Source organism: Paenibacillus sp. GQ49, from assembly GCF_059759055.1.
This window is the reverse complement of the sequence record NZ_JCAXEL010000009.1, coordinates 42,216-62,340: the sequence shown is the minus strand read 5'-3', so window position 1 is coordinate 62,340 and position 20,125 is coordinate 42,216. Positions and strand designations below refer to the sequence as shown.

Genomic DNA, 20,125 nt, shown 5'->3' with positions numbered 1-20,125 from the left:
TCCGATAAAGCATAAACATCCGCGACTTTAATGTCCCGGTATACATGTACGAATTCAAATGTGAACTGTCAATGTTTAAGGAGGAAATGAAGCAAATGGCACAAATGAACATGAAAGAAGCAATCCGTGATGCGCTTCGCGTGGAGTTGAAACGTGATCCTAACGTTCTGCTTTTCGGTGAAGACGTAGGTAATGTAGGCGGCGTTTTCCGTGTAACGGAAGGTCTGCAAAAAGAGTTTGGCGAAGAGCGTGTGTTTGATACTCCACTGGCTGAGTCCGCTATTGGTGGTCTGGCTGTAGGTCTGGGTGTACAAGGCTTCCGTCCGGTTGCTGAGATCCAATTCGTTGGTTTTATCTTCGAAGCTCTTGACCAAATGGTAGTGCAAGCTGCTCGTATGCGTTTCCGCTCCGGTGGAAAATACAATTCTCCAATCGTATTCCGTACACCATTTGGTGGCGGTGTAAAAGCGGCAGAATTGCATACAGATTCCCTGGAAGGTCTGCTCACGCAAACACCAGGTATCAAAGTCGTTGTTCCTTCCAACCCTTACGATGCAAAAGGACTGATGATCGCTTCTATTCGCGATAACGATCCTGTATTCTTCATGGAGCACTTGAACTTGTACCATGCTTTCCGTGCTGAAGTGCCTGAAGAAGATTACGTTGTTGAGTTGGGTAAAGCGAACGTTGTTCGTGAAGGTTCTGATGTAACAATCATTACTTACGGTATGATGGTTCACACTTCTGTGAAAGCAGCAGATGAACTCGAAAAACAAGGAATCAAAGTTGAAGTTATCGACCTTCGTACGGTTAGCCCGATCGACATCGATACTATCGTTGCTTCCGTTAAGAAAACAAACCGTGCAATTGTTGTACAGGAAGCTCAAAAGAGCGCAGGTGTTGCAGCTGAAGTCATTGCCCAAATCAATGAAAAAGCAATCCTGCACTTGGAAGCACCGGTTCTGCGTGTAGCTGGCCCGGACACTGTATATCCATTTGCACAAATCGAAGATACATGGCTGCCTAACCCGGCGCGTATCGTTGCTGCGGTTAACAAAGTCGTAAATTTCTAATTTAATCATCTGACATGCCGCAAGGCGCAGTATGGTGATTCACACCGCAGCGCAAGCTGCACTGTAAACAGCCATTAGCCCCTTGAGTAACAGTTATTTGCATTAGCAGTAACAGTTGTTTCTTGGAGTTAAGGGTTGTTTTCAGGATTGAGCACATAATCAAGGAGGTTTTTCAGTTGGCTAAATTTGAATATAAATTCCCTGAATTGGGCGAAGGCCTGCACGAAGGCGAAATCATCAAGATGCACATCAAAGTCGGTGACAAAGTAACTGACGACGACATCATCATGGAAGTACAGAACGACAAAGCGGTTGTAGAAGTACCTTGTCCGGTTAACGGAACAGTTACAGAAGTATTCGCTAAAGACGGTCAAGTCTGCCACGTTGGTGAAGTTGTAGCGATCATCGATGCAGAAGGCGAACTTCCTGAGCAAGACGACGCTCCTGCTGGCGATCAAGGCGAGCAAGAGAAAGATGCAGCTCAAGGCGGAGCTGACACAAGCGGTTCTTCTGCAGCAGCTTCCAGTTCGGATGCAGCTAAAGAAGGCGGCAACAACAGCGTTCCGGCAGTACCTGCCAAAGACGTTCTGGCAACACCAAGCGTGCGTAAATTTGCTCGCGAACAAGGTGTAGACATCGCTCAGGTTAACGGCACTGGCAACAACGGTAAAGTAACCAAAGAAGATGTTGAATCCTTCAAAAACGGTGGCGGTTCTTCCGCAGCGGCATCTTCCGAAGCTCCGGCTCAAGAAGAGAAAAAATCCGCAGCACCAGCAGCGGCTGCAGCTGATCAACACGTTGAAGAAGAGCGCGTACCATTCAAAGGTATCCGTAAAGCGATCTCTAATGCGATGGTTAAATCGGCTTACACAGCACCTCACGTTACAATCATGGACGAAGTGGACGTAACTGAATTGGTTGCTTTCCGTACTCGCATGAAACCAATTGCAGAGAAAAAAGGAACAAAAGTTACTTATCTGCCATTCATCGTTAAAGCACTGGTTGCGGCTTCTCGCCAATTCCCGGCTCTGAACGCTATGATTGATGAAGAAGCTAACGAAATTGTTTACAAAAAATACTACAACATCGGTATCGCTACAGATACAGACAACGGTTTGATCGTTCCTGTTATCAAAGATGCTGATCGTAAATCCATCTGGATGATTGCTGATTCTATCCGTGATCTGGCTGCTCGTGGTCGTGAGGGCAAATTGAGCGCGAATGAAATGAGAGGAAGCACGATCTCCATCAGTAACATCGGTTCTGCTGGCGGTATGTTCTTCACACCAATCATCAACTTCCCTGAAGTTGCTATTCTCGGAACAGGACGTATCAGCGAAAAAGCAGTGATCAAAAACGGCGAAGTAGTTGCAGCACCTGTAATGGCTCTTTCCCTGAGCTTTGACCACCGTATCATCGATGGCGCAACAGCACAAAACTTTATGAATTACATTAAACAGCTGCTCGCTAACCCTGAGCTGCTTGTTATGGAGGTGTAAGATATGGTAGTAGGCGACGCTTCTCTCAATATCGACACATTAGTAATTGGTGCGGGTCCTGGCGGCTATGTAGCTGCCATCCGCGCTGCTCAACTGGGCCAAAGCGTATTGATCGTAGACAAATCCGAACTGGGCGGTGTTTGTTTGAACCGTGGATGTATTCCATCCAAAGCCCTGATCTCTGCTGCACACCAATATGAGTCTGCACTTCACGGTGAAGCTTTTGGTATCTCTGCTGAGAACGTAAAAGTGGACTTCAGCAAAACTCAAGAGTTCAAAAACGGCGTTGTTAAGAAAATGACTGGCGGCGTAGCTGGTTTGCTCAAAGGCAACAAAGTTGAAGTTTTCAACGGTGAGTGCATGTTCATCAACGAAAACGAAGCTCGTGTATTCAATGACCACGAGTCTCCACGTTACAAATTTAAAAATGCAATTATTGCAACAGGTTCCCGTCCAATCGAACTGAAACCTTTCCCGTTTGGCGGACGCATTCTGTCTTCGACAGAAGCTCTGAACTTGCCTGAAGTACCAAAAAGCATGATCGTTATCGGTGGCGGATATATCGGTGCTGAGCTTGGTCAAATGTACTCTAAATTCGGTGCAAAAGTAACAATCATCGAAGGTTTGGATACAGTACTGCCAGGTTTCGATAAAGACATGACTAGCCTTGTGGCTAAAAACATGAAGAAAACAGGTATCGAAATCGTTACGGGTGCAAAAGCAGAAAGTGCTGAGCAAACGGACAAAGACGTAACTGTTAAATATTCCGTAAATGGTGAATCCAAAGAAGTTACTGCAGATTACTTGCTGGTAACTGTTGGACGTCGTCCAAACACGGATGGAGAACTTGGTCTCGACATGATTGGTGTTGACGTTGACGAGCGTGGATTTGTCAAAGTTGACCACCAAGGTCGCACAAGCATTCCTCACATCTTCGCAATCGGTGATATCGTATCTGGCTTGGCTCTGGCGCACAAAGCTTCTTATGAAGGTAAAGTGGCTGCTGAAGCAATCGCAGGACAACCATCTGTAGTTGACTACAAATGTATGCCAGCTGTTGTGTTCACAGATCCAGAGTGTTCCAGCGTAGGTTACACTGAAAAAGAAGCTAAAGAAAAAGGTTACAAAGTAAAAGCTGGCAAGTTCCCTTATGCGGGTAACGGCCGTGCTGTATCTTTGAACCACGCTGAAGGCTTCGTGAAAATCGTAGCTGACGAAGAAAGCGGCCTTGTATTGGGTTGCCAAATCGTAGGTCTGGAAGCTTCCAACCTGATTGCTGAGCTTGGTTTGGCAATTGAGATGGGCGCTACTTTGGAAGATCTGGCTCTCACAATTCACGCTCACCCAACTTTGGGCGAAATCGTGATGGAAGCTGCGGAATTGGTTATGGGTCACCCGATCCACATCATTTCCCGTTAAGATCATCTAAGCTTCGGATCCGTCCGGCATTATACGTATATCAGAAGAGACGAATGACGTTAACGCGTTATTCGTCTCTTTTTTTCTGAGCAAGAGCCGAGAAATTTAAGATGCTCTTGTATGTGATATGATGAAAAGTTACACGCTCATAAGTTTCAGTGAATTGATTTTATCAACAACTCAATTGTGGTACACTGTAGTAATGATCAGTCATGATGTGGCTCCAAGCCAATCACGGTCTATATATTTAGTTAAACTAACCTTTTACACGAGAACGTAGAGGACAGAAAAAACCTGAAGAAGCGGAGCTAAAAGCTTTCTGAAGGAAAGCTGCATCGGAAGCATACGCTTCGCCTTTATCCCCGGATTTTACCTTTGGAAAAGGAGATTAAAAAAATCTGGGGATAACAGCGATCGGAAGGTTGTTCTGTCATCGGAGTGGTAAGTGTAAATATTCTTTAGTGAGGGGATTTCAACATGAAAAACTATCTCGATTTATTACAGGATATTCTGAACAACGGCGTGCATAAAGGAGACCGTACAGGAACAGGAACACAATCTGTATTTGGCAGACAACTCCGTTATGATCTCTCCGAAGGATTTCCGCTGGTAACAACCAAACGAATTCATCTCAAATCGGTTATTCATGAACTGTTGTGGTTTTTGAGTGGCGATACCAATATATCTTATCTGAAAGAAAACGGTGTGAAGATCTGGGACGACTGGGCGGACGAAAATGGGGATCTCGGTCCGGTATACGGCTCACAGTGGCGTACATGGGAAGCACCAAACGGAGAAAAGATTGATCAGATCTCTGCAGTCGTTGATTCGATTAAAAATAATCCGGATTCGCGTCGTCACCTTGTCAGTGCATGGAATGTGGCTGAGATCAACAATATGAAACTTCCACCTTGTCATTTTGCGTTTCAGTTTTACGTTGCAGAGGGTAAATTATCATGTATGCTTACGATGCGTTCCGTGGATACGTTCCTCGGGTTGCCGTTTAACATCGCGAGTTATGCGCTCTTGACTCATATGATCGCCCAGCAATGTGATCTTGAGGTGGGTGATTTCATCTGGTCTGGAGGGGATGTTCACATCTACTCCAACCACGTAGATCAGGTTAAAACTCAGCTGGAGCGTGAACCTTATGCTTTACCTAAGCTGGTAATCAAGCGTAAGCCGGATTCTATTTTTGATTATACGTTTGAAGATTTCGAGTTTGAGAACTATCAGCATCATCCGGGCATTAAAGCTCCAATTGCAGTCTAATTATGTGTTCAATCTCGATAAGAGACTTGGATTGAAGGAGTGTATTACCCTTGAGTATTGAACTGGTATGGGCAATGGGGGAGAACGGTGTGATCGGATTGAATAATTCGATTCCATGGCGTTTACCCAAGGATATGGCCTTTTTCAAACAACGTACGCTGAACAAAACAATTATCATGGGACGCAACACATGGGAATCTTTTGGTGGTAAGCCGCTTCCTCAGCGCCGTAATATCGTAGTGACAAGAGATCTGAACTACAAGGTGGAACAGGCTGAAATCGTACATACGATTGAAGAAGGGCTGAGTGTAACCAAAGGTGAGGAACTGTGTGTAATTGGGGGTTCCCAAGTGTATCGTGAGTTCCTGCCACTTGCAGATCGTCTTGTGGTGACCAAAATTCATGAGAATTTTGAGGGAGATACGTTTTTCCCTGAAGTGGATTGGTCCGAATGGGAACTGATTGAACAGATTGAAGGCGAACAGGATGAAAAAAATGTTTATGCGTATACATTCGAATTCTACGAACGTAAACGGTAAATTTGGCATAAGAAATTCCTGACTTCGGTCGTATTTTTATGATGAGAGGCGCTGATTGCGAAATATTCGTGAACAGCGTCTTTTCTTTTATAAAAAAATGAGTCACTTGTTTAAATTGGAATACATATAACATTAATATAACATGATTAATTGGTATTTATATATATTATACATACGACCAAGCATTAAACAGTAAAAAAGTGTAAAAGTTTTGAGGTTTTAACGTTGTGAAGCCCTAAAACCAGTCTGATCTTCGGAATTGAGAACGATTTATAGTAAAATATGTTGGATTTGATGACAAATTATCTGACATTCACTTAACGTTTCGACCTTTTATTTCTTTAACACACAACAGATTTTGCAGTTCAAAACCACATTAAACACCAAAATAAGGGTATTGACCATGGGTAGACTTGAAAGATATGATGTATAAAATACAAATAATTATGCGGATAATCCATTTAATATTCAGCACAGTAAATGCTACTATAATTGAAATATCTTCGAGAAGATTTTGTGATACAATAGACAAAAACTCAAGTAATGAGTAATCCATTTCATATAGAACCATGCACATGAAGGGATTAAGACAAGAACGGATGGGGGAAAACGTAAGATGTCTACACCTACTGGATTTATGGAATACAAACGTCAACTGCCAACAGATCGTGAGCCAGCGGAGCGGATTAAGGATTGGGAAGAGTTTCATAAACACATGGCTGAAGAAGAGCTCAGAACACAAGGTGCACGATGCATGGATTGTGGTACCCCGTATTGCCATACAGGTATAGATATGATTGGCGGCACGTCAGGTTGCCCCGTGCATAACCTGATTCCAGAATGGAATAATCTTGTATATCGCGGACTGTGGAGAGAAGCACTTGAGCGCCTTCACAAAACGAATAATTTCCCAGAGTTTACAGGTCGCATCTGTCCAGCTCCTTGCGAAGGATCATGTACAGTTGGCTTAATTGGTCAGCCTGTAACCATCAAAACGATTGAAGAAGCAATTATTGAAAAAGGTTTCGAAGAAGGATGGGTCGTTCCCCAACCTCCTGAAAAACGTACGGGTAAACGTGTAGCTGTGGTAGGCTCAGGTCCAGCGGGATTAGCTACTGCGGCTCAGTTGAATAAAGCAGGACACTCGGTAACCGTATATGAGCGTTCGGACCGTGTCGGCGGATTGCTGATGTACGGTATCCCAACGATGAAATTGGATAAAAACGTAGTTCAACGTCGTGTTGATCTGCTCGAAGCAGAAGGCATTCAATTCATTACGAACACCGAGATTGGTAAAGATATTGCAGCACAACAACTGGTGGATGAATATGACGCTGTTGTATTGTGCGGTGGTGCAACGAAGCCGCGTGAATTCAATATTGAAGGCAGCGACTTGAAAGGCGTTCATTACGCAATGGATTTCCTGAATGGCAGCATTAAGAGTTATCTGGACTCCAATCTGGAAGATGGTCAATATCTGTCCGCTAAAGATAAAGATATTATCGTCATTGGTGGCGGTGATACAGGATCTGACTGTGTGGCTACATCGCTGCGCCATGGTTGTCGTACGATCACTCAATTCGGTACGCATACACAAGCGCCTATGGAGCGTGATCGCATTAATAATCCTTGGCCACAATTCCCGAACGTATACACACTTGATTATGCGCAAGAGGAAGCCAAAGCGTTGTTTGGTCAAGATCCGCGTGAGTTCTCCATCATGACAACGAAATTTGTCGGAGACGATGAGGGGAACCTCAAAGAATTGCATACAGTACAGATCGAGCGTATTGTGGATGAGACTGGTCGCAAGATTTATCAGCCGATTCCAGGTACAGAGCGTGTATTCCCGGCTCAGATGGCCATGATTGCCATTGGTTTTGATGGACCGGAACAAACGTTGGTAGAGCAACTGGGACTTGCAACAGATCGTCGCACAAACGTTAAGGCACGTTACGGCAAATACAACACCAATGTGGATAAAGTATTTGCAGCAGGTGACATGCGTCGTGGTCAAAGCTTGGTTGTATGGGCGATTAATGAAGGCCGTGAGGCTGCTCGTGAAGTGGACAAATACTTGATGGGTGCTTCGGTTCTGGTGTAAAAGTATAGAACAAGATATCATTGACAACCTTCGCGAATCAGCGAGGGTTGTTTGCTGTCTATTGAAAAGAAAAGACTACATATTTCACGTAAGTGTGAGCAATATCATTGCTTTTTATGTGATAAAGATTTATTATTATATTATAATGATTATAAATAAGGATTAACAGAAACCATGAATCCGTACGATAAAAGTAAAATTCAATGAATATAAACCGGAGGTGCGACCTGCTATGGCAAGTAACCGGGACAAGTCCATTTCAGAACAAATCTTTCACATTAAAAATCAATTGGTTGAAAAAGGATATAAGTTAACACAACAACGAGAAGTTACTGTACGTGTATTGCTTGAACATGAAAAGGATCATTTTAGCGCAGAGGAAGTATTTCTCCTGGTTAAAGAGCAGTTCCCTGAGATTGGATTGGCTACCGTATACCGAACTCTTGAACTGCTGAGTGACCTTCAGGTCGTTGAAAAGATTAACTTTGGTGACGGCGCTGCGCGTTTTGATCTGCGAAGTACAGACGGTTCCCATCACCACCATCATTTGATCTGTACAGAATGTGGTAAAGTGGAAGAGATTATGGAAGATGGTCTGCTTCGTTTGGAACAACAAATCGAGCGTCAGTATGGCTTTGCTGTTACGGATCATCGTCTGGATTTCCAGGGTGTATGCAAAGAGTGCAGACAAAAACATGTATTAAAGGAACAGGCAGCAGGATAATTCATTTCGGGAAGGTGCTCCCGAATCCAAAATCTGATATAATGAGTTTCAGAAGCAAGGGGCTTCCGTCGGCGGAATGCCCCTTTTTGCCGTCATGCGGACGGTGAAGGAGGAGAGATGGACGGATGAAGACACTGGTTATAGCGGAAAAACCCGACATGGGTCGAACCATTGCCGCCGTCATAGAACCAAAGGCCAAGAATAATCGCACATATCTGGAGGGTGAGCATTACATCGTCACTTGGGCGATAGGGCATTTGCTTGGACTGGCTGAACCGGATGCCTATGATACAAAGTACAAACGCTGGAATATAGCGGACCTGCCGATCATACCCGATCAGTTCAAGATTGTACCCAATCCGAGGACTAAAGATCAGCTTAAAATGATTGGAGAACTGGCAAAACGGGCTTCAGCGATCGTTAATGCTTGCGATGCAGGGAGAGAAGGTCAGTACATCTTCGCTCTCATACAACAGCAATTGAAGCTGCGTCAGCCTGTAAAGCGTTTATGGATATCGGATTTGACGGCAGAGAGCATTAGACGTGGATTTGATGGTCTGAAGGATGCCTCTGAATTTGAAAATTTGACCCATGCAGCTCGCGCCAGAAGTGAAGCCGATTGGCTGATCGGCATGAATGCCTCGCGGGCGTTTACAACCCGCCATAATGCATTGTTGTCTGTAGGCCGTGTGCAGACGCCGGTACTCGCGCTAATCTACGATCGGGAAATAGAGATTGAAGCGTTCCAGTCACAGACCTTTTATGAAGTAGCCGCCTGGTTTCGGCAGGAAGGTGTTGAGTACCGGGGACTGCGTCAGGGAGATAAGTTGACCGATGCGGAGGCAGCAGAGGCCATTGCAGCCACTGTGAAGGGCAAGACAGGGCAGATTACCAAATACGAAGCAAAGCAGACGAAGGAGTATCCGTATCGTTTGTATGACCTGACCCTTTTACAGCGTGAAGCCAATGCCAAGTTTGGATATGGAGCCAAAAAAACACTGGATATTGCACAGGCCTTGTATGAAAAACACAAGGTAATTTCGTATCCGCGGACAAACTCCAACTATGTTACAGAACAGAATATTGAAGGTATGCACAAAACACTAAACCTGCTTAAAAATGGTACCTATAGTGAGCTTGCACAAGGGGCCAAGCCAGAGCTTGTTCACAAGAATAATAAAGGGGTATGTAATCCGAGCAGGGTTGAGGATCACCATGCGATCCTACCTACTTTGAAGCGACCAGGTACCTTATCCAAGGATGAGCAGAACATCTATGATTTGATTGTCAGACGGTTTTTGTCTCACTTTTATCCTCCGGCGGAGTATAAGCAACATACCGTGCTCACCGAAGTGGAGAAACATCAGTTTAAGACATCTGTCAAAGAGCTGCTGTCCCTCGGATGGAAAGTGGTTCTCGGTTCTGGAGATCGGGAACAGGGCGGTGCAGGCAAGAAGAAGAGCAAGAAAAACGGCAATGAGGATGAGGAAGCTGAAGAGTGGACGGACAAGGCTTTTGCTGTACAACCTGAATTGCCTGTTCAATGTACGAAGAGTGAGTTCAAGGAGAAAGCGACCCAGCCTCCCAAAAGTTATACCGAGGGAACATTGCTGAAAGCGATGGAAAGTGCAGGCAAGCAGATCGAGAATGAAGAGCTGCGAGACGCAATGAAAGATAGTGGTCTAGGTACTCCGGCTACACGTGCGGCGACAATTGAGCGCCTCAAAAACGTAGGTTACATTACGCTGCAAGGGAAGAAAATGCAGTTAACGCTCAAAGGCAGAACAGCTATTGAGTTGATTCGTCGCGCGGGTGTAGATCTGCTAACTTCACCTGAGATGACCGGGCAATGGGAAAGAAGGTTATATCAGATTTCCAAAGGTGAGGCGGGTCAGGACAAGTTCATGGAGAACGTCAAGAAATTCACCTTGTCCATCATTGAGAAAGTGCGTGTACAAGCCCCAGCCCCAGCAGATGCTTTTGGGGAAGATTCACGGGCAGGCAGGGGCAAAGGTAAAGGAGCCAGGACCCAGGCCGGCAATACAAGGACATCTGCCAAGACGGCTAGTGGTGGTTCCGCTGTAAAAACGTCCCGTCAGACTACGGCATCTTCGTCCAGAGCGGGCAGTGGGAGAAGCACGACCACCAAGTCATCATCTTCAACAGCGAGCCCAACCGGAGTGAGAGAGTTACTGGCACCTTGTCCTTCTCCAGGCTGTACAGGTCAGATTATAGAGGGCAAGAAGGGTTATGGATGCTCACGTTTCAAGGAAGGCTGTTCATTTGTGGTCTGGAAAGAGTATGCAGGAAAGAAAATCACCAGTACGATGTTAAAATCGCTGATAGAGAAGGGCAGTACACAAGTACTGTCGTTCAAACGAAAAGACGGGAGTACGGTGAAGGCACGTATTATTTTGCAGGACGTAGTAACAGGCAAATTATCTGGTGAGAAGCATGATGCTTGATGTTAGTCATCATAAAGCAAAAGGACCCTTAACCAAGGGTCCTTTTCTGTTGCTGCTGTTGTATATTTTCGTGTATGACTTTTGGTACCTCTTCCAGTGCAGTGATGGTATACATCGACGTTTCCGGATTAGGCTGAAGTTCTACGATGTTGTATTGCCATTCATTTGGTTGTTTGATATAAATGCTGTGAATTCCGGCTTTTACCGCAGGCATAATATCTGTGCGTAGTGAGTTGCCAATCATCCATGTTGCCCGACGATCAAACGGACCGTTAGACAGAATGCCTTCCAGTGCCTCAACGTTTTTGTGTTGTCGGATATAGATCCGATCATCAAAATAAGCCGAGAGCTTCATCTGATCAATCTTGCGCTGCTGGATCACGGTTTCGCCGCCGGTATATAAGTAAAGGGAATGTCCAGCACCTTTGAGGTTCTCAAGCGTTTCAACCATATGAGGGTAGGGTTCAACCTCCTGATCGTACACACTCATACCCAACTTGCTCAGATAAGACTCTTCTCTGGGAGAGGTTAATCTGGCGAACTTGCCGGAGAAATAACGATAGGTATCAATCAGGGATTGCGGGAAATGATGACTCGCAAAGCCAAGCTTGTTCACTCCGGTTACATCAATCTCCAGCTGTTTTTCCCGAATCTCTTGTGTCGTCAGAGAATGTCCATCAAACCACTCTTGCATATTTTCAAAGAATTCTCCCAAAACCAGGTTGAAGTACTTGTTGCAATATACGAGTGTATCATCAAGGTCAAACAAAATATGTTGTTTCATTATTTTCATGATCTAACTCACTCCTTGTAGCCAGTAAATCCACAATGGTTCAACTAAATTAAATGCGAATATAGGATTCCAGGAACATATTTAATTCAGATACGCCATCCGGTCGAATACTATATTTCTCTTTACGGTTACTTCCGAGCAGATGGGTCCGTAGCAGACCTGCGATGCGTAGCGCCATAACCTGGTCTTTGACCGTGTCTTCGTCTTTACCCAATTCTTCACACATCTCAGCGAGGGATTTGGGTTCATCCGATACGTAACGAAGCAGGCGAAGTCTTTCGGGATCAGCCAAGGCATGGGTGAAACGTAAAAGACATGTTGGCGGCTGGTCTTCGTTCTCTTCAGGTGCATCTACGGGATACTGCATGATCATCATACCCTCATAGAAGCAGTACATATTAATAGGGCGATTGTGCACCGTTGGAAACAGGATAACTTCGTTCAATCCAGGCATCGGTTCAACAAGAACTCCTGCCGTAGCATATTCAATAAGCAGTTCAGGACCCATTTTATCAAGCAAAATGCGTTTTTCTTCGGCATCTTCTTCCAGCCATACACGCTGATCTTCGCTCATATTCTGACAGTAGTGTTCATCCCATAGTCGCAATAATGGGACATAACTGTTCCGAATGCGCGTAGATTCTTCTATTGTAAGAGCGGGCAGAAGAGGAGACACACGTGCATACAGGTCTTCCGCTGTCATTCCGGCAAGTATGTCCAGAAATTCACGATTTTCCTTCGTATCATTTTGATACGCAGCCCATGCAAACAGGACATCAAAATCATCAAAAGGCCAAGTGGCAGCAGGTGCGAGCGCAGCTCGTACATTGGAACTTAGTTTGCCTTCCACTTCCAGAATCCATTCAGGACCGATATCCAGATGCTGAATCCATTTTTTCGTAACATAAACCAGAAAGCTGTTGAGCATTTCATATATCGGTGAAACATCAATTTTCACATGATAAGCCATATTGTTGCAGAATCCTCCCGTCACATCTAAATGTACGCAGCGACTTAAGTACTATTATGGCTTGTTTTGCAGGGCGTTGTCCACTATAATGTTCAAGTCCGGGGCAAAGCCCTGATTCAAGAATAGCAGTTTAAAACCATATGTATATCATACAAAAGTCGTCAGCGATGGCGATTTTTCTTTGTGTGCTCGCAGGAGGAATGAATTCGTGTCATCGATTACTCGCCCCAAACTATCACACTCGACAGCCAATTATCTGATTTTGATTACGGTTATTGTGGTAGCTGGAATTAGTCAGGGGCTTTTGCTGCCTGTGCTTTCGATTTTTTTGGAGCAAAAAGGGGTTTCACCAGGTTTAAACGGATTAAACGCTGCTGCATTGTACATTGGCTCTTTTGCCATGACTCTAGTTGCGGAACGACTATTAGGGGCACTCGGGTTCAAAAAACTGATTGTGGGTGGCCTGATATTGGTCATGGTCCCTTTAGTACTATTTCCGTATTTACCAGATATTAAAATATGGTTCATATTGCGCCTGATCGTTGGAATAGGAGACAGCGCACTGCATTACGCGGCTCAGCTCTGGGTACTGCTTGTTACGGCACCTGAGAAACGTGGGCGCTACATATCGCTATATGGCATGTCCTACGGGCTGGGATTCAGTATTGGTCCGCTGGGAATTAAGCTACTTGGCTTCGGTGATGCTGTCCCTTTCTGGGTATTGTTCGTATGTATGGCAGCAGTACTTATACTGGTATTAATGAAGCTTCCGAATACGAAGCCGGAAAAAGCAGAGCATGGCCAGCTCCCTGAACGGCGCTTCCGTCGTAGTCTGGCATGGGCTTGGTACGCACTGTTACCAGCACTTTTATACGGATATATGGAAGCAGGTATGAATAGTAACTTCCCTGTGTATGGACTGCGTATTGGATTCGATACCAATCAGATTTCGTCGTTGCTTCCTTTTATCGGGATTGGAGGTTTGTTCCTTCAATTGCCACTCGGGATGTTGAGTGACCGATATGGGCGTAAGAAGATATTGATGTTTGCGGGCATCAGCGGGGGAATCATCTTCATGCTGGTTCCAGTCGCAGGTACGCATTTCTGGTGGACGCTTGTATTGTTAACGATTGCTGGTGGCCTGGTCGGCTCCTTTTTCTCGTTGGGCCTGGCCTATGCCGCAGATATTTTACCTAAAGTGTTGCTGCCTGCAGCCAACGTGGTGGCTTCCTTTCATTTCACGATTGGAAGTATTATTGGACCGAATCTGGGTGGTCAGATGATCAACTGGATTTCACCCGGAAGCATGTTTACCTTGCTCGGAATCATGTATCTTCTTTTCGGCTTGGCAGGTATATTATTTCGTCGTAAACCGGAGTTCGAATCTGTGTTAAAATAGAAGCTGGTGTTCGCATGGAAATTGATGTCCATTTCCGAGTACACTAGTGGTAGGGAAAAACATGGACAAGAGGAGACATCGCGATGATCAGAGTAGAGAACTTGAGTAAATCCGTTGGCGTGGACCGCGTTCCCGTTCTACGGGATATTCGATTTGATATGCAACAAGGAGAGATGATAGCTGTAGTTGGTTCAAGCGGTAGCGGAAAAAGCATGCTGCTCAAATGTCTGGCTATGATGGAGAAATGGGATTCCGGCCGGTTTACGGTGGATGGCGCCGAGATTTTGAAAGAAGGCTGGTCCGGAAAACGGAAAATCAAACGGGAATGGGCATACTTGGAACAGAATCCAGAACTATTTCCCAGACGTACGGCTCTTAAAAATGTATTAATCGGACGATCGGGTCAGACTCCTGTATGGAGAATGGTAACCGGTATGGTACGTTCTGATGATTATATGGGTGCTATGGATTATCTCGAAGGATTGGGATTACTTGATAAAGCACATCAAATAGCAGAGAAGCTCAGTGGTGGCGAGAAGCAGCGTGTTGCTATTGCAAGAGCACTTGCTCATGGTGCCAAAGTCGTTTTGGCCGATGAACCAGTGATTGGTCTTGACCCTCACACAGCAGATTCGGTGCTGGAAACGTTGCGCAAATTATGTGAAGAAGAACGTGCAACAGTCATTGCAGTATTGCCTATTGAACTTGCTGAGAAACATGCCACGCGAATCTGGGGATTGGCAGACGGTAAGATTGCTTTTGATATTCGTGGACGGAGATTGACACAGCAAGAAAAAAACCAGATTTAAACTATTGAAAAGAGTGATGAGATTGTTTAATTCACGGTGGGGACGCTTTGTAGCAGCAGGAACTATGGCGACTATGCTTGGGTCTGTTCTAAGCGGATGCACAGTCATAAGTGACCCCAAGCTTCTGATGAAGCAACCTATGATGTCCATGGACAAGGAGAAATTATATACGATTGTACAGAAGGAGCAACCATCGGAGAGCAAGTTAATCCGGCCCAAAGATCTGAATAATACGAGCATGATTCGTGTTGCAGATCTGAATGGTGATGGTACTCGTGAGGCTATTGTTTTCTATGAAACCCCTAATGAGAATGTGCGGATTCATGGAATGCTCTTAGAGGAACAGGGTGATACATGGGTGAAAAAACTTACATTTGACGTTCCAGGGAATAGCTTGCAATCATTTAAATTATTGGATATTACAGATGACGGAAATCCAGACATTGTTCTGGGGGTAAGTGTTGAAGCCCAGAAAGCCTTAATGGCCTACTCCTACAAAGGAGGTGCCCTTGAACAGGTAATGGGTGGTGTGCCCTACAATCAATTTATTATTGACGATATTCAAGGAAACGCACTGGATTTAAATGGAGACAACGAAAGTGATTTTGTGATAGTGACATTAAATACGAGTGGTTTTGCCACAATTGCCTTATATCAATTTAATGAGGGTAGTTTTAAAGAAGTAGATCGCATGCAGACTGACTATACTGTGAAAGAAATATATAGCGCACTCGGCGGACAGATTGCTGAGAACAAAATGGGTATTGTTTTGGATGCTGAGTTAGATGATCGAAGTACCTTTTCACAGATCATATATGTAAAAGAAGATAAATTGATAAATGCTTTCAAATCACCCGATCAAACTTATAGAGATGACAAAATTTTAAGTAGTGATGTCAATAATGATGATATTATTGAATATGGATTAAAAGAAACACCAAAGGGTTGGGAGCATTATGTCTTTGACGAGCGAATGTGGTTCTATACTTTTTACCAGTGGGATGGAAAAGACGGGAAGAAATTTGTCTCTTTTCAGTATAGAGACGATGCAAATTCATTCCATTTAAATCTCAAATCGGATTGGTATGGGAAAATAACTATTGATACTAAATCAGAAAAAAACAAGTATATTCGCTTTAAAATGATTGACACTGATGAAACTGTTGGTGAAATTAAATATTTCACACTTTCGCAGTGGGAACAGGAGAAGGGAAAGAGTTGGAAAGAAATCACACGAAACAATGAACATATTATTGCTTCACGTGGTTCTCAACTTGATGCGAACCCTGGACTCTTAGAAAATTTATCGCCGACAAATAGAAAGGAAGAACTTAATGAGTAAAGTGCTTATTCTTGAGGATGAGGAATCCATCCGCAGTTTTATTGTTATCAATTTGAAGAGAAACGGATTCGAAGTACTTGAAGCTGGAGATGGGCATGAAGCGCTTCGCATACTGCAAACAGTACCTGACATTGATCTGGCTCTACTGGATGTTATGGTACCTGGTATAGATGGTTTCGAGGTGTGCCGCAGGATCCGTGAGACCAATGAACGTCTGGGTATCATTTTCTTAACCGCCAAAGTTCAGGAACAAGATAAAGTATACGCACTCTCTGTTGGCGCAGATGATCATGTAAGCAAGCCTTTTAGCCCAACAGAGTTGATTGCGCGTATTCAGTCTTTATTACGTCGTGTGAACGTGCATCGGGAAACTGCGGCAAAGGTTACGTTCCAGTCTGGGCCATTTTCGCTGGACCTGATCTCGAAGCAATTCAAGAAACAGAATGAAGCCATTGAATTGACTCCAACGGAGTTTTCCTTGATTCAGTTTTTCCTTGAAAAAGAAAATACACCGCTCAGCCGTGATGTATTGTTAGATCATGTATGGGGCAAAGAGTACATGGGTGATCCCAAAATTGTGGATGTTAATATTCGTCGTCTACGTCAGAAAATTGAGAACAATCCTTCCGAGCCCGAATACCTCCAGACTGTATGGGGTCACGGCTACAAATGGAAGGGCCGGGAGCAATGATTAAAAAAGGCATTACGAGACAAATCGTATTACATTACTTCATCGTAGTTTTTCTTGCTCTGTTGTTAGTTGAATTCATATTTATGCTTGCAGTGCAAAGATACTATTATGAGAGCATTTATAACACTATAAACCAGCGAATTACGATGACAAATGATTTTAAAGAACCTTTGTCTCTAGTGAATGGGGCAGAAGATGGTAATAATCTATCGTATCTGCTTGTGAATCTTCAACTTGATAATACTGAATTACAAATTCTCGATTTGAACGGAAGAGTATTGGCCAGTTCTACAGCATTTGAGTCAGAACATGCTGTTCTTCAGACCAGTGATATCTCTCAGGCGATGAACGGGAATGTAGGTCGTTGGGTCGGGAGACAGCCAATTACAGGAGAACAAGTGATGGCAGTATCCCATAAACTTGACCTTGGAGGCGAGAATACTTACGTTGTCAGGTACTTGACATCTCTTGATTTAGTTAATTCAAAATTACTAGTGATGGGATTGCTTGCAGCTGCTGTAGGTGTTGCAGTGCTTTCTCTTGTATTGATCATCAGCATTGGTATGGCAAATTCCATTGTACGTCCAATTAACAACATCACCGCAGTATCTGCTCAAATGGCCAGAGGGCGGCTGGATGTCAGGGTTAAGGGAAATTATAAGCACGAACTGGGCGAATTGGCATCAACACTTAACTTCATGGCACATGAAATCGTGCGCAGTAATCAGATCAAGGATGATTTTATCTCCTCGATCTCACATGAATTAAGGACACCTCTGACCAGTATTAAAGGCTGGAGCGAGACACTGGATTCAGGCGGTTATGATCCCGAAGAAACCCGTATCGGTATGGGTATTATCTCCAAGGAAACCGAACGACTGATTGGACTTGTTGAAGAGATGCTGGATTTCTCCAAATTGCAGCAGAATCAGATGAAGCTGGTCAAAGGAACCGTCAACATTCGTGAAATTGTACAGGAAACGATGTTGAATGTTTGGGCCAAAGCGGAACAAAAACAGGTCCATCTCAAGTTGGAAACGGACGAGACTCGTGCTTATAATGTCCATGGAGACGGTAACAGACTGAAACAAGTCTTCCTGAATGTTGTGGATAATGCGATCAAATTTTCACATGAGAATTCCTGGATCTTCTTGTCGGTCAAAGAGGAGAATGGTCAGATCATTGCAGCTGTTCAGGACACCGGTATCGGAATTAGTGAAGAACACCTAATCAAAGTACGGGACCGCTTCTTCCAGGTAAATCATCAAAATGGGGGAACGGGACTGGGTCTTGCAATTACACAAGAACTGGTAGAACTGCACGAGGGAACGATCACGATGCAGAGTGAACTTGGATCTGGTACAACCGTTACGGTTACGTTACCGGCTGTGTCTGAGGAGATGGGTCCAGAAGAATCTGTAACCGCGTCTGGTGATGCTGATGTCACAGATGAGCGAACAGCAAGTGATACAAAATCGGATCTAGAAAAGTCTTAAGGTTTTAAAAGATAAGAGATTTTTCTACCTGATGATCGAGCATGTACGCTTTATAACTTCCATATCAACACCAAAAAAAGGCGAGCCATCGGAGGCTCGCCTTTTTCATATTATATTTGCTTAATTATGAAGAGAGTTCACCAGCGCGTAGGCGCCCACTTTTTTCATATACTTCTTTCAACATACGAACAGGTTGCGTACGGACAGCCGGTTTGGCAGAGACGATCTCGTTAGGTCCAACGACCACAATTTCATCTGCCGTACCTTTAACGATTGCACCGTCCTTGATTATTGCACCTTCACCGATGATGGCACGTTCGATGTGAACCCCACGGCCTATGCGTGCGTTAGGCATAACAACACTGTCTTTAACCTCAGAGCCTTTACCTACTTCTGCGCCGCAGAAGATAACGGAACGTTCCGAACGACCTTCGATTGCACAAGAGTCGTGAATCATGGAAGTAACATGTTCAATCTTTGTATGTCTTGCTTTGTAAGCACTTGGTTTGGAGCGCCAGTCGCGAGTAAACATCGGCCAGTTTTCTTTTTGCAGACTCCAGTCTTCCTCGTTGTGTAACAGATCCATATGTGCATCCCAAAGGCTCTTAACCGTACCTACGTCTTTCCAATAACCATTAAAGTTATAGACAAAGAGGGGATTATTTTCGTTCAACATTTGAGGAATCACATCTTTACCGAAGTCATGGCTGGATTCAGGGTTAGCGGCATCTTCCAAGAGATGGCGTTTCAGATAATCCCATTTGAACATGTAAATGCCCATTGAAGCCAGATTACTTTTTGGTTCAGCCGGTTTCTCGGCAAACTCGGTTACACGCAAATCAGCATCGGCAGCCATAATCCCAAAGCGATGTGCTTCATCCCATGGAACTTCCATAACTGAAATCGTTGCTGCGGCATTATTGGCTTGATGAGCCTCCAACATATCGCGATAATTCATATGATAAATATGGTCACCCGACAAAATTAGAACATTTTCGGGGTTTTGTTGATCAATATAGTCGATATTTTTATAAATAGCATCCGCCGTTCCCAAGTATTCGTCATTTCCTGTATGATAAGATGGAAGCAAGGATATTCCTGCCTCACTTGAGTTGCCATGTCCCCATGGTTCTCCTCCACCGATGTGATCGTGTAAAGATTCCGCTTGGTACTGCGTCAGTACACCTACAGTGTCAATTCCTGAATTAACGCAGTTACTGAGAGGAAAATCGATGATCCGGTAGTGCCCGCCAAACGGTACAGCGGGTTTTGCGAGACTTGAGGTTAAAGGGGCTAATCGTTTCCCTTCTCCTCCCGCCAACAGCATAGCGATGCAATCTTTATTAAACATAATCGTTTCCCTCCCAAAATATTGTGCATTGTAGTACATCATTAACGCAAAGTAGAGCAGATGAAACGATTGTTACTGTAAAAATTCTGAAAATGAACAACATTTTCTAATTCACCGCATTTTTCTTTTCAACTTGGCTAGACTGGGGTAATGGTTACTGTTATATCTATTTTCTTGAG

Annotated in this window: 16 protein-coding genes; 13 read left to right on the top strand and 3 right to left on the bottom strand. The window is 44.3% G+C overall.

Going from position 1 to position 20,125, the window contains the following annotated elements; all coding sequences use genetic code 11:
- Positions 1-95: 95 nt before the first annotated feature.
- The 8 genes from AC6CIF_RS17030 to AC6CIF_RS16995 all read left to right on the top strand — a co-directional run bounded on the left by AC6CIF_RS17030 (position 96) and on the right by AC6CIF_RS16995 (position 11,095).
- The gene (locus AC6CIF_RS17030; protein WP_076210115.1) at positions 96-1,073 is read left to right on the top strand and encodes an alpha-ketoacid dehydrogenase subunit beta; all 978 of its coding nucleotides are present in this window, start codon (positions 96-98) and stop codon (positions 1,071-1,073) included.
- Between the two features lie 176 nt (positions 1,074-1,249).
- Complete coding sequence (locus tag AC6CIF_RS17025; RefSeq protein ID WP_062834876.1) at positions 1,250-2,572, top strand: dihydrolipoamide acetyltransferase family protein; 1,323 nt, start codon at positions 1,250-1,252, stop codon at positions 2,570-2,572.
- A 3-nt stretch (positions 2,573-2,575) separates the two neighbouring features.
- A complete protein-coding gene (gene lpdA / locus AC6CIF_RS17020) occupies positions 2,576-3,991 on the top strand; it encodes a dihydrolipoyl dehydrogenase (RefSeq protein WP_036613658.1) in 1,416 nt (471 codons plus the stop codon).
- A 477-nt stretch (positions 3,992-4,468) separates the two neighbouring features.
- Positions 4,469-5,263, top strand: a complete 795-nt coding sequence (gene thyA / locus AC6CIF_RS17015; RefSeq protein ID WP_498200625.1) for a thymidylate synthase — start codon at positions 4,469-4,471, stop codon at positions 5,261-5,263.
- Between the two features lie 50 nt (positions 5,264-5,313).
- Positions 5,314-5,802, top strand: a complete 489-nt coding sequence (locus tag AC6CIF_RS17010) for a dihydrofolate reductase (protein ID WP_076210117.1) — start codon at positions 5,314-5,316, stop codon at positions 5,800-5,802.
- A 616-nt stretch (positions 5,803-6,418) separates the two neighbouring features.
- Positions 6,419-7,906, top strand: coding sequence for a glutamate synthase subunit beta (locus AC6CIF_RS17005; protein ID WP_076210118.1), 1,488 nt, complete (start codon positions 6,419-6,421; stop codon positions 7,904-7,906).
- A gap of 232 nt (positions 7,907-8,138) precedes the next feature.
- Positions 8,139-8,630 carry a ferric iron uptake transcriptional regulator gene (gene fur, locus AC6CIF_RS17000; RefSeq protein ID WP_036613667.1) on the top strand — a complete coding sequence of 164 codons (492 nt, stop codon included), beginning with the start codon at positions 8,139-8,141 and terminating at the stop codon, positions 8,628-8,630.
- A gap of 125 nt (positions 8,631-8,755) precedes the next feature.
- The gene (locus AC6CIF_RS16995; RefSeq protein ID WP_498200623.1) at positions 8,756-11,095 is read left to right on the top strand and encodes a type IA DNA topoisomerase; all 2,340 of its coding nucleotides are present in this window, start codon (positions 8,756-8,758) and stop codon (positions 11,093-11,095) included.
- Positions 11,096-11,123: 28 nt separating this feature from the next.
- Here AC6CIF_RS16995 and AC6CIF_RS16990 read toward each other — a convergent pair whose 3' ends face one another.
- Together AC6CIF_RS16990 and AC6CIF_RS16985 are read right to left on the bottom strand one after the other, a co-directional pair.
- A complete protein-coding gene (locus AC6CIF_RS16990; RefSeq protein ID WP_076210120.1) occupies positions 11,124-11,888 on the bottom strand; it encodes an HAD family hydrolase in 765 nt (254 codons plus the stop codon).
- Between the two features lie 49 nt (positions 11,889-11,937).
- Positions 11,938-12,858 (bottom strand): ArsR/SmtB family transcription factor, encoded by a 921-nt coding sequence (locus AC6CIF_RS16985; protein ID WP_498200621.1) that lies wholly within the window; start codon positions 12,856-12,858, stop codon positions 11,938-11,940.
- 208 nt (positions 12,859-13,066) lie between these two features.
- Here AC6CIF_RS16985 and AC6CIF_RS16980 point away from each other — a divergent pair, with 208 nt between their 5' ends.
- From AC6CIF_RS16980 to AC6CIF_RS16960, 5 genes are all read left to right on the top strand, one after another.
- The gene (locus AC6CIF_RS16980) at positions 13,067-14,257 is read left to right on the top strand and encodes an MFS transporter (RefSeq protein ID WP_498200619.1); all 1,191 of its coding nucleotides are present in this window, start codon (positions 13,067-13,069) and stop codon (positions 14,255-14,257) included.
- An 83-nt stretch (positions 14,258-14,340) separates the two neighbouring features.
- Positions 14,341-15,066, top strand: coding sequence for a phosphonate ABC transporter ATP-binding protein (locus AC6CIF_RS16975; protein WP_091020744.1), 726 nt, complete (start codon positions 14,341-14,343; stop codon positions 15,064-15,066).
- Between the two features lie 22 nt (positions 15,067-15,088).
- On the top strand, positions 15,089-16,408 hold the full coding sequence (locus AC6CIF_RS16970; protein ID WP_498200617.1) for a hypothetical protein: 1,320 nt from the start codon (positions 15,089-15,091) through the stop codon (positions 16,406-16,408).
- Positions 16,401-17,099: a response regulator transcription factor gene (locus AC6CIF_RS16965; RefSeq protein ID WP_017688086.1), complete on the top strand. Its 699-nt coding sequence runs from the start codon at positions 16,401-16,403 to the stop codon at positions 17,097-17,099. The genes AC6CIF_RS16970 and AC6CIF_RS16965 overlap by 8 nt, the downstream gene beginning before the upstream one ends.
- The gene (locus tag AC6CIF_RS16960; RefSeq protein ID WP_498200616.1) at positions 17,096-18,595 is read left to right on the top strand and encodes a sensor histidine kinase; all 1,500 of its coding nucleotides are present in this window, start codon (positions 17,096-17,098) and stop codon (positions 18,593-18,595) included. The genes AC6CIF_RS16965 and AC6CIF_RS16960 overlap by 4 nt, the downstream gene beginning before the upstream one ends.
- 124 nt (positions 18,596-18,719) lie before the next feature.
- Here the strand turns inward: AC6CIF_RS16960 and AC6CIF_RS16955 are convergent, their stop codons facing one another.
- Complete coding sequence (locus tag AC6CIF_RS16955; protein WP_301291394.1) at positions 18,720-19,946, bottom strand: glucose-1-phosphate adenylyltransferase; 1,227 nt, start codon at positions 19,944-19,946, stop codon at positions 18,720-18,722.
- Positions 19,947-20,125: the final 179 nt, after the last annotated feature.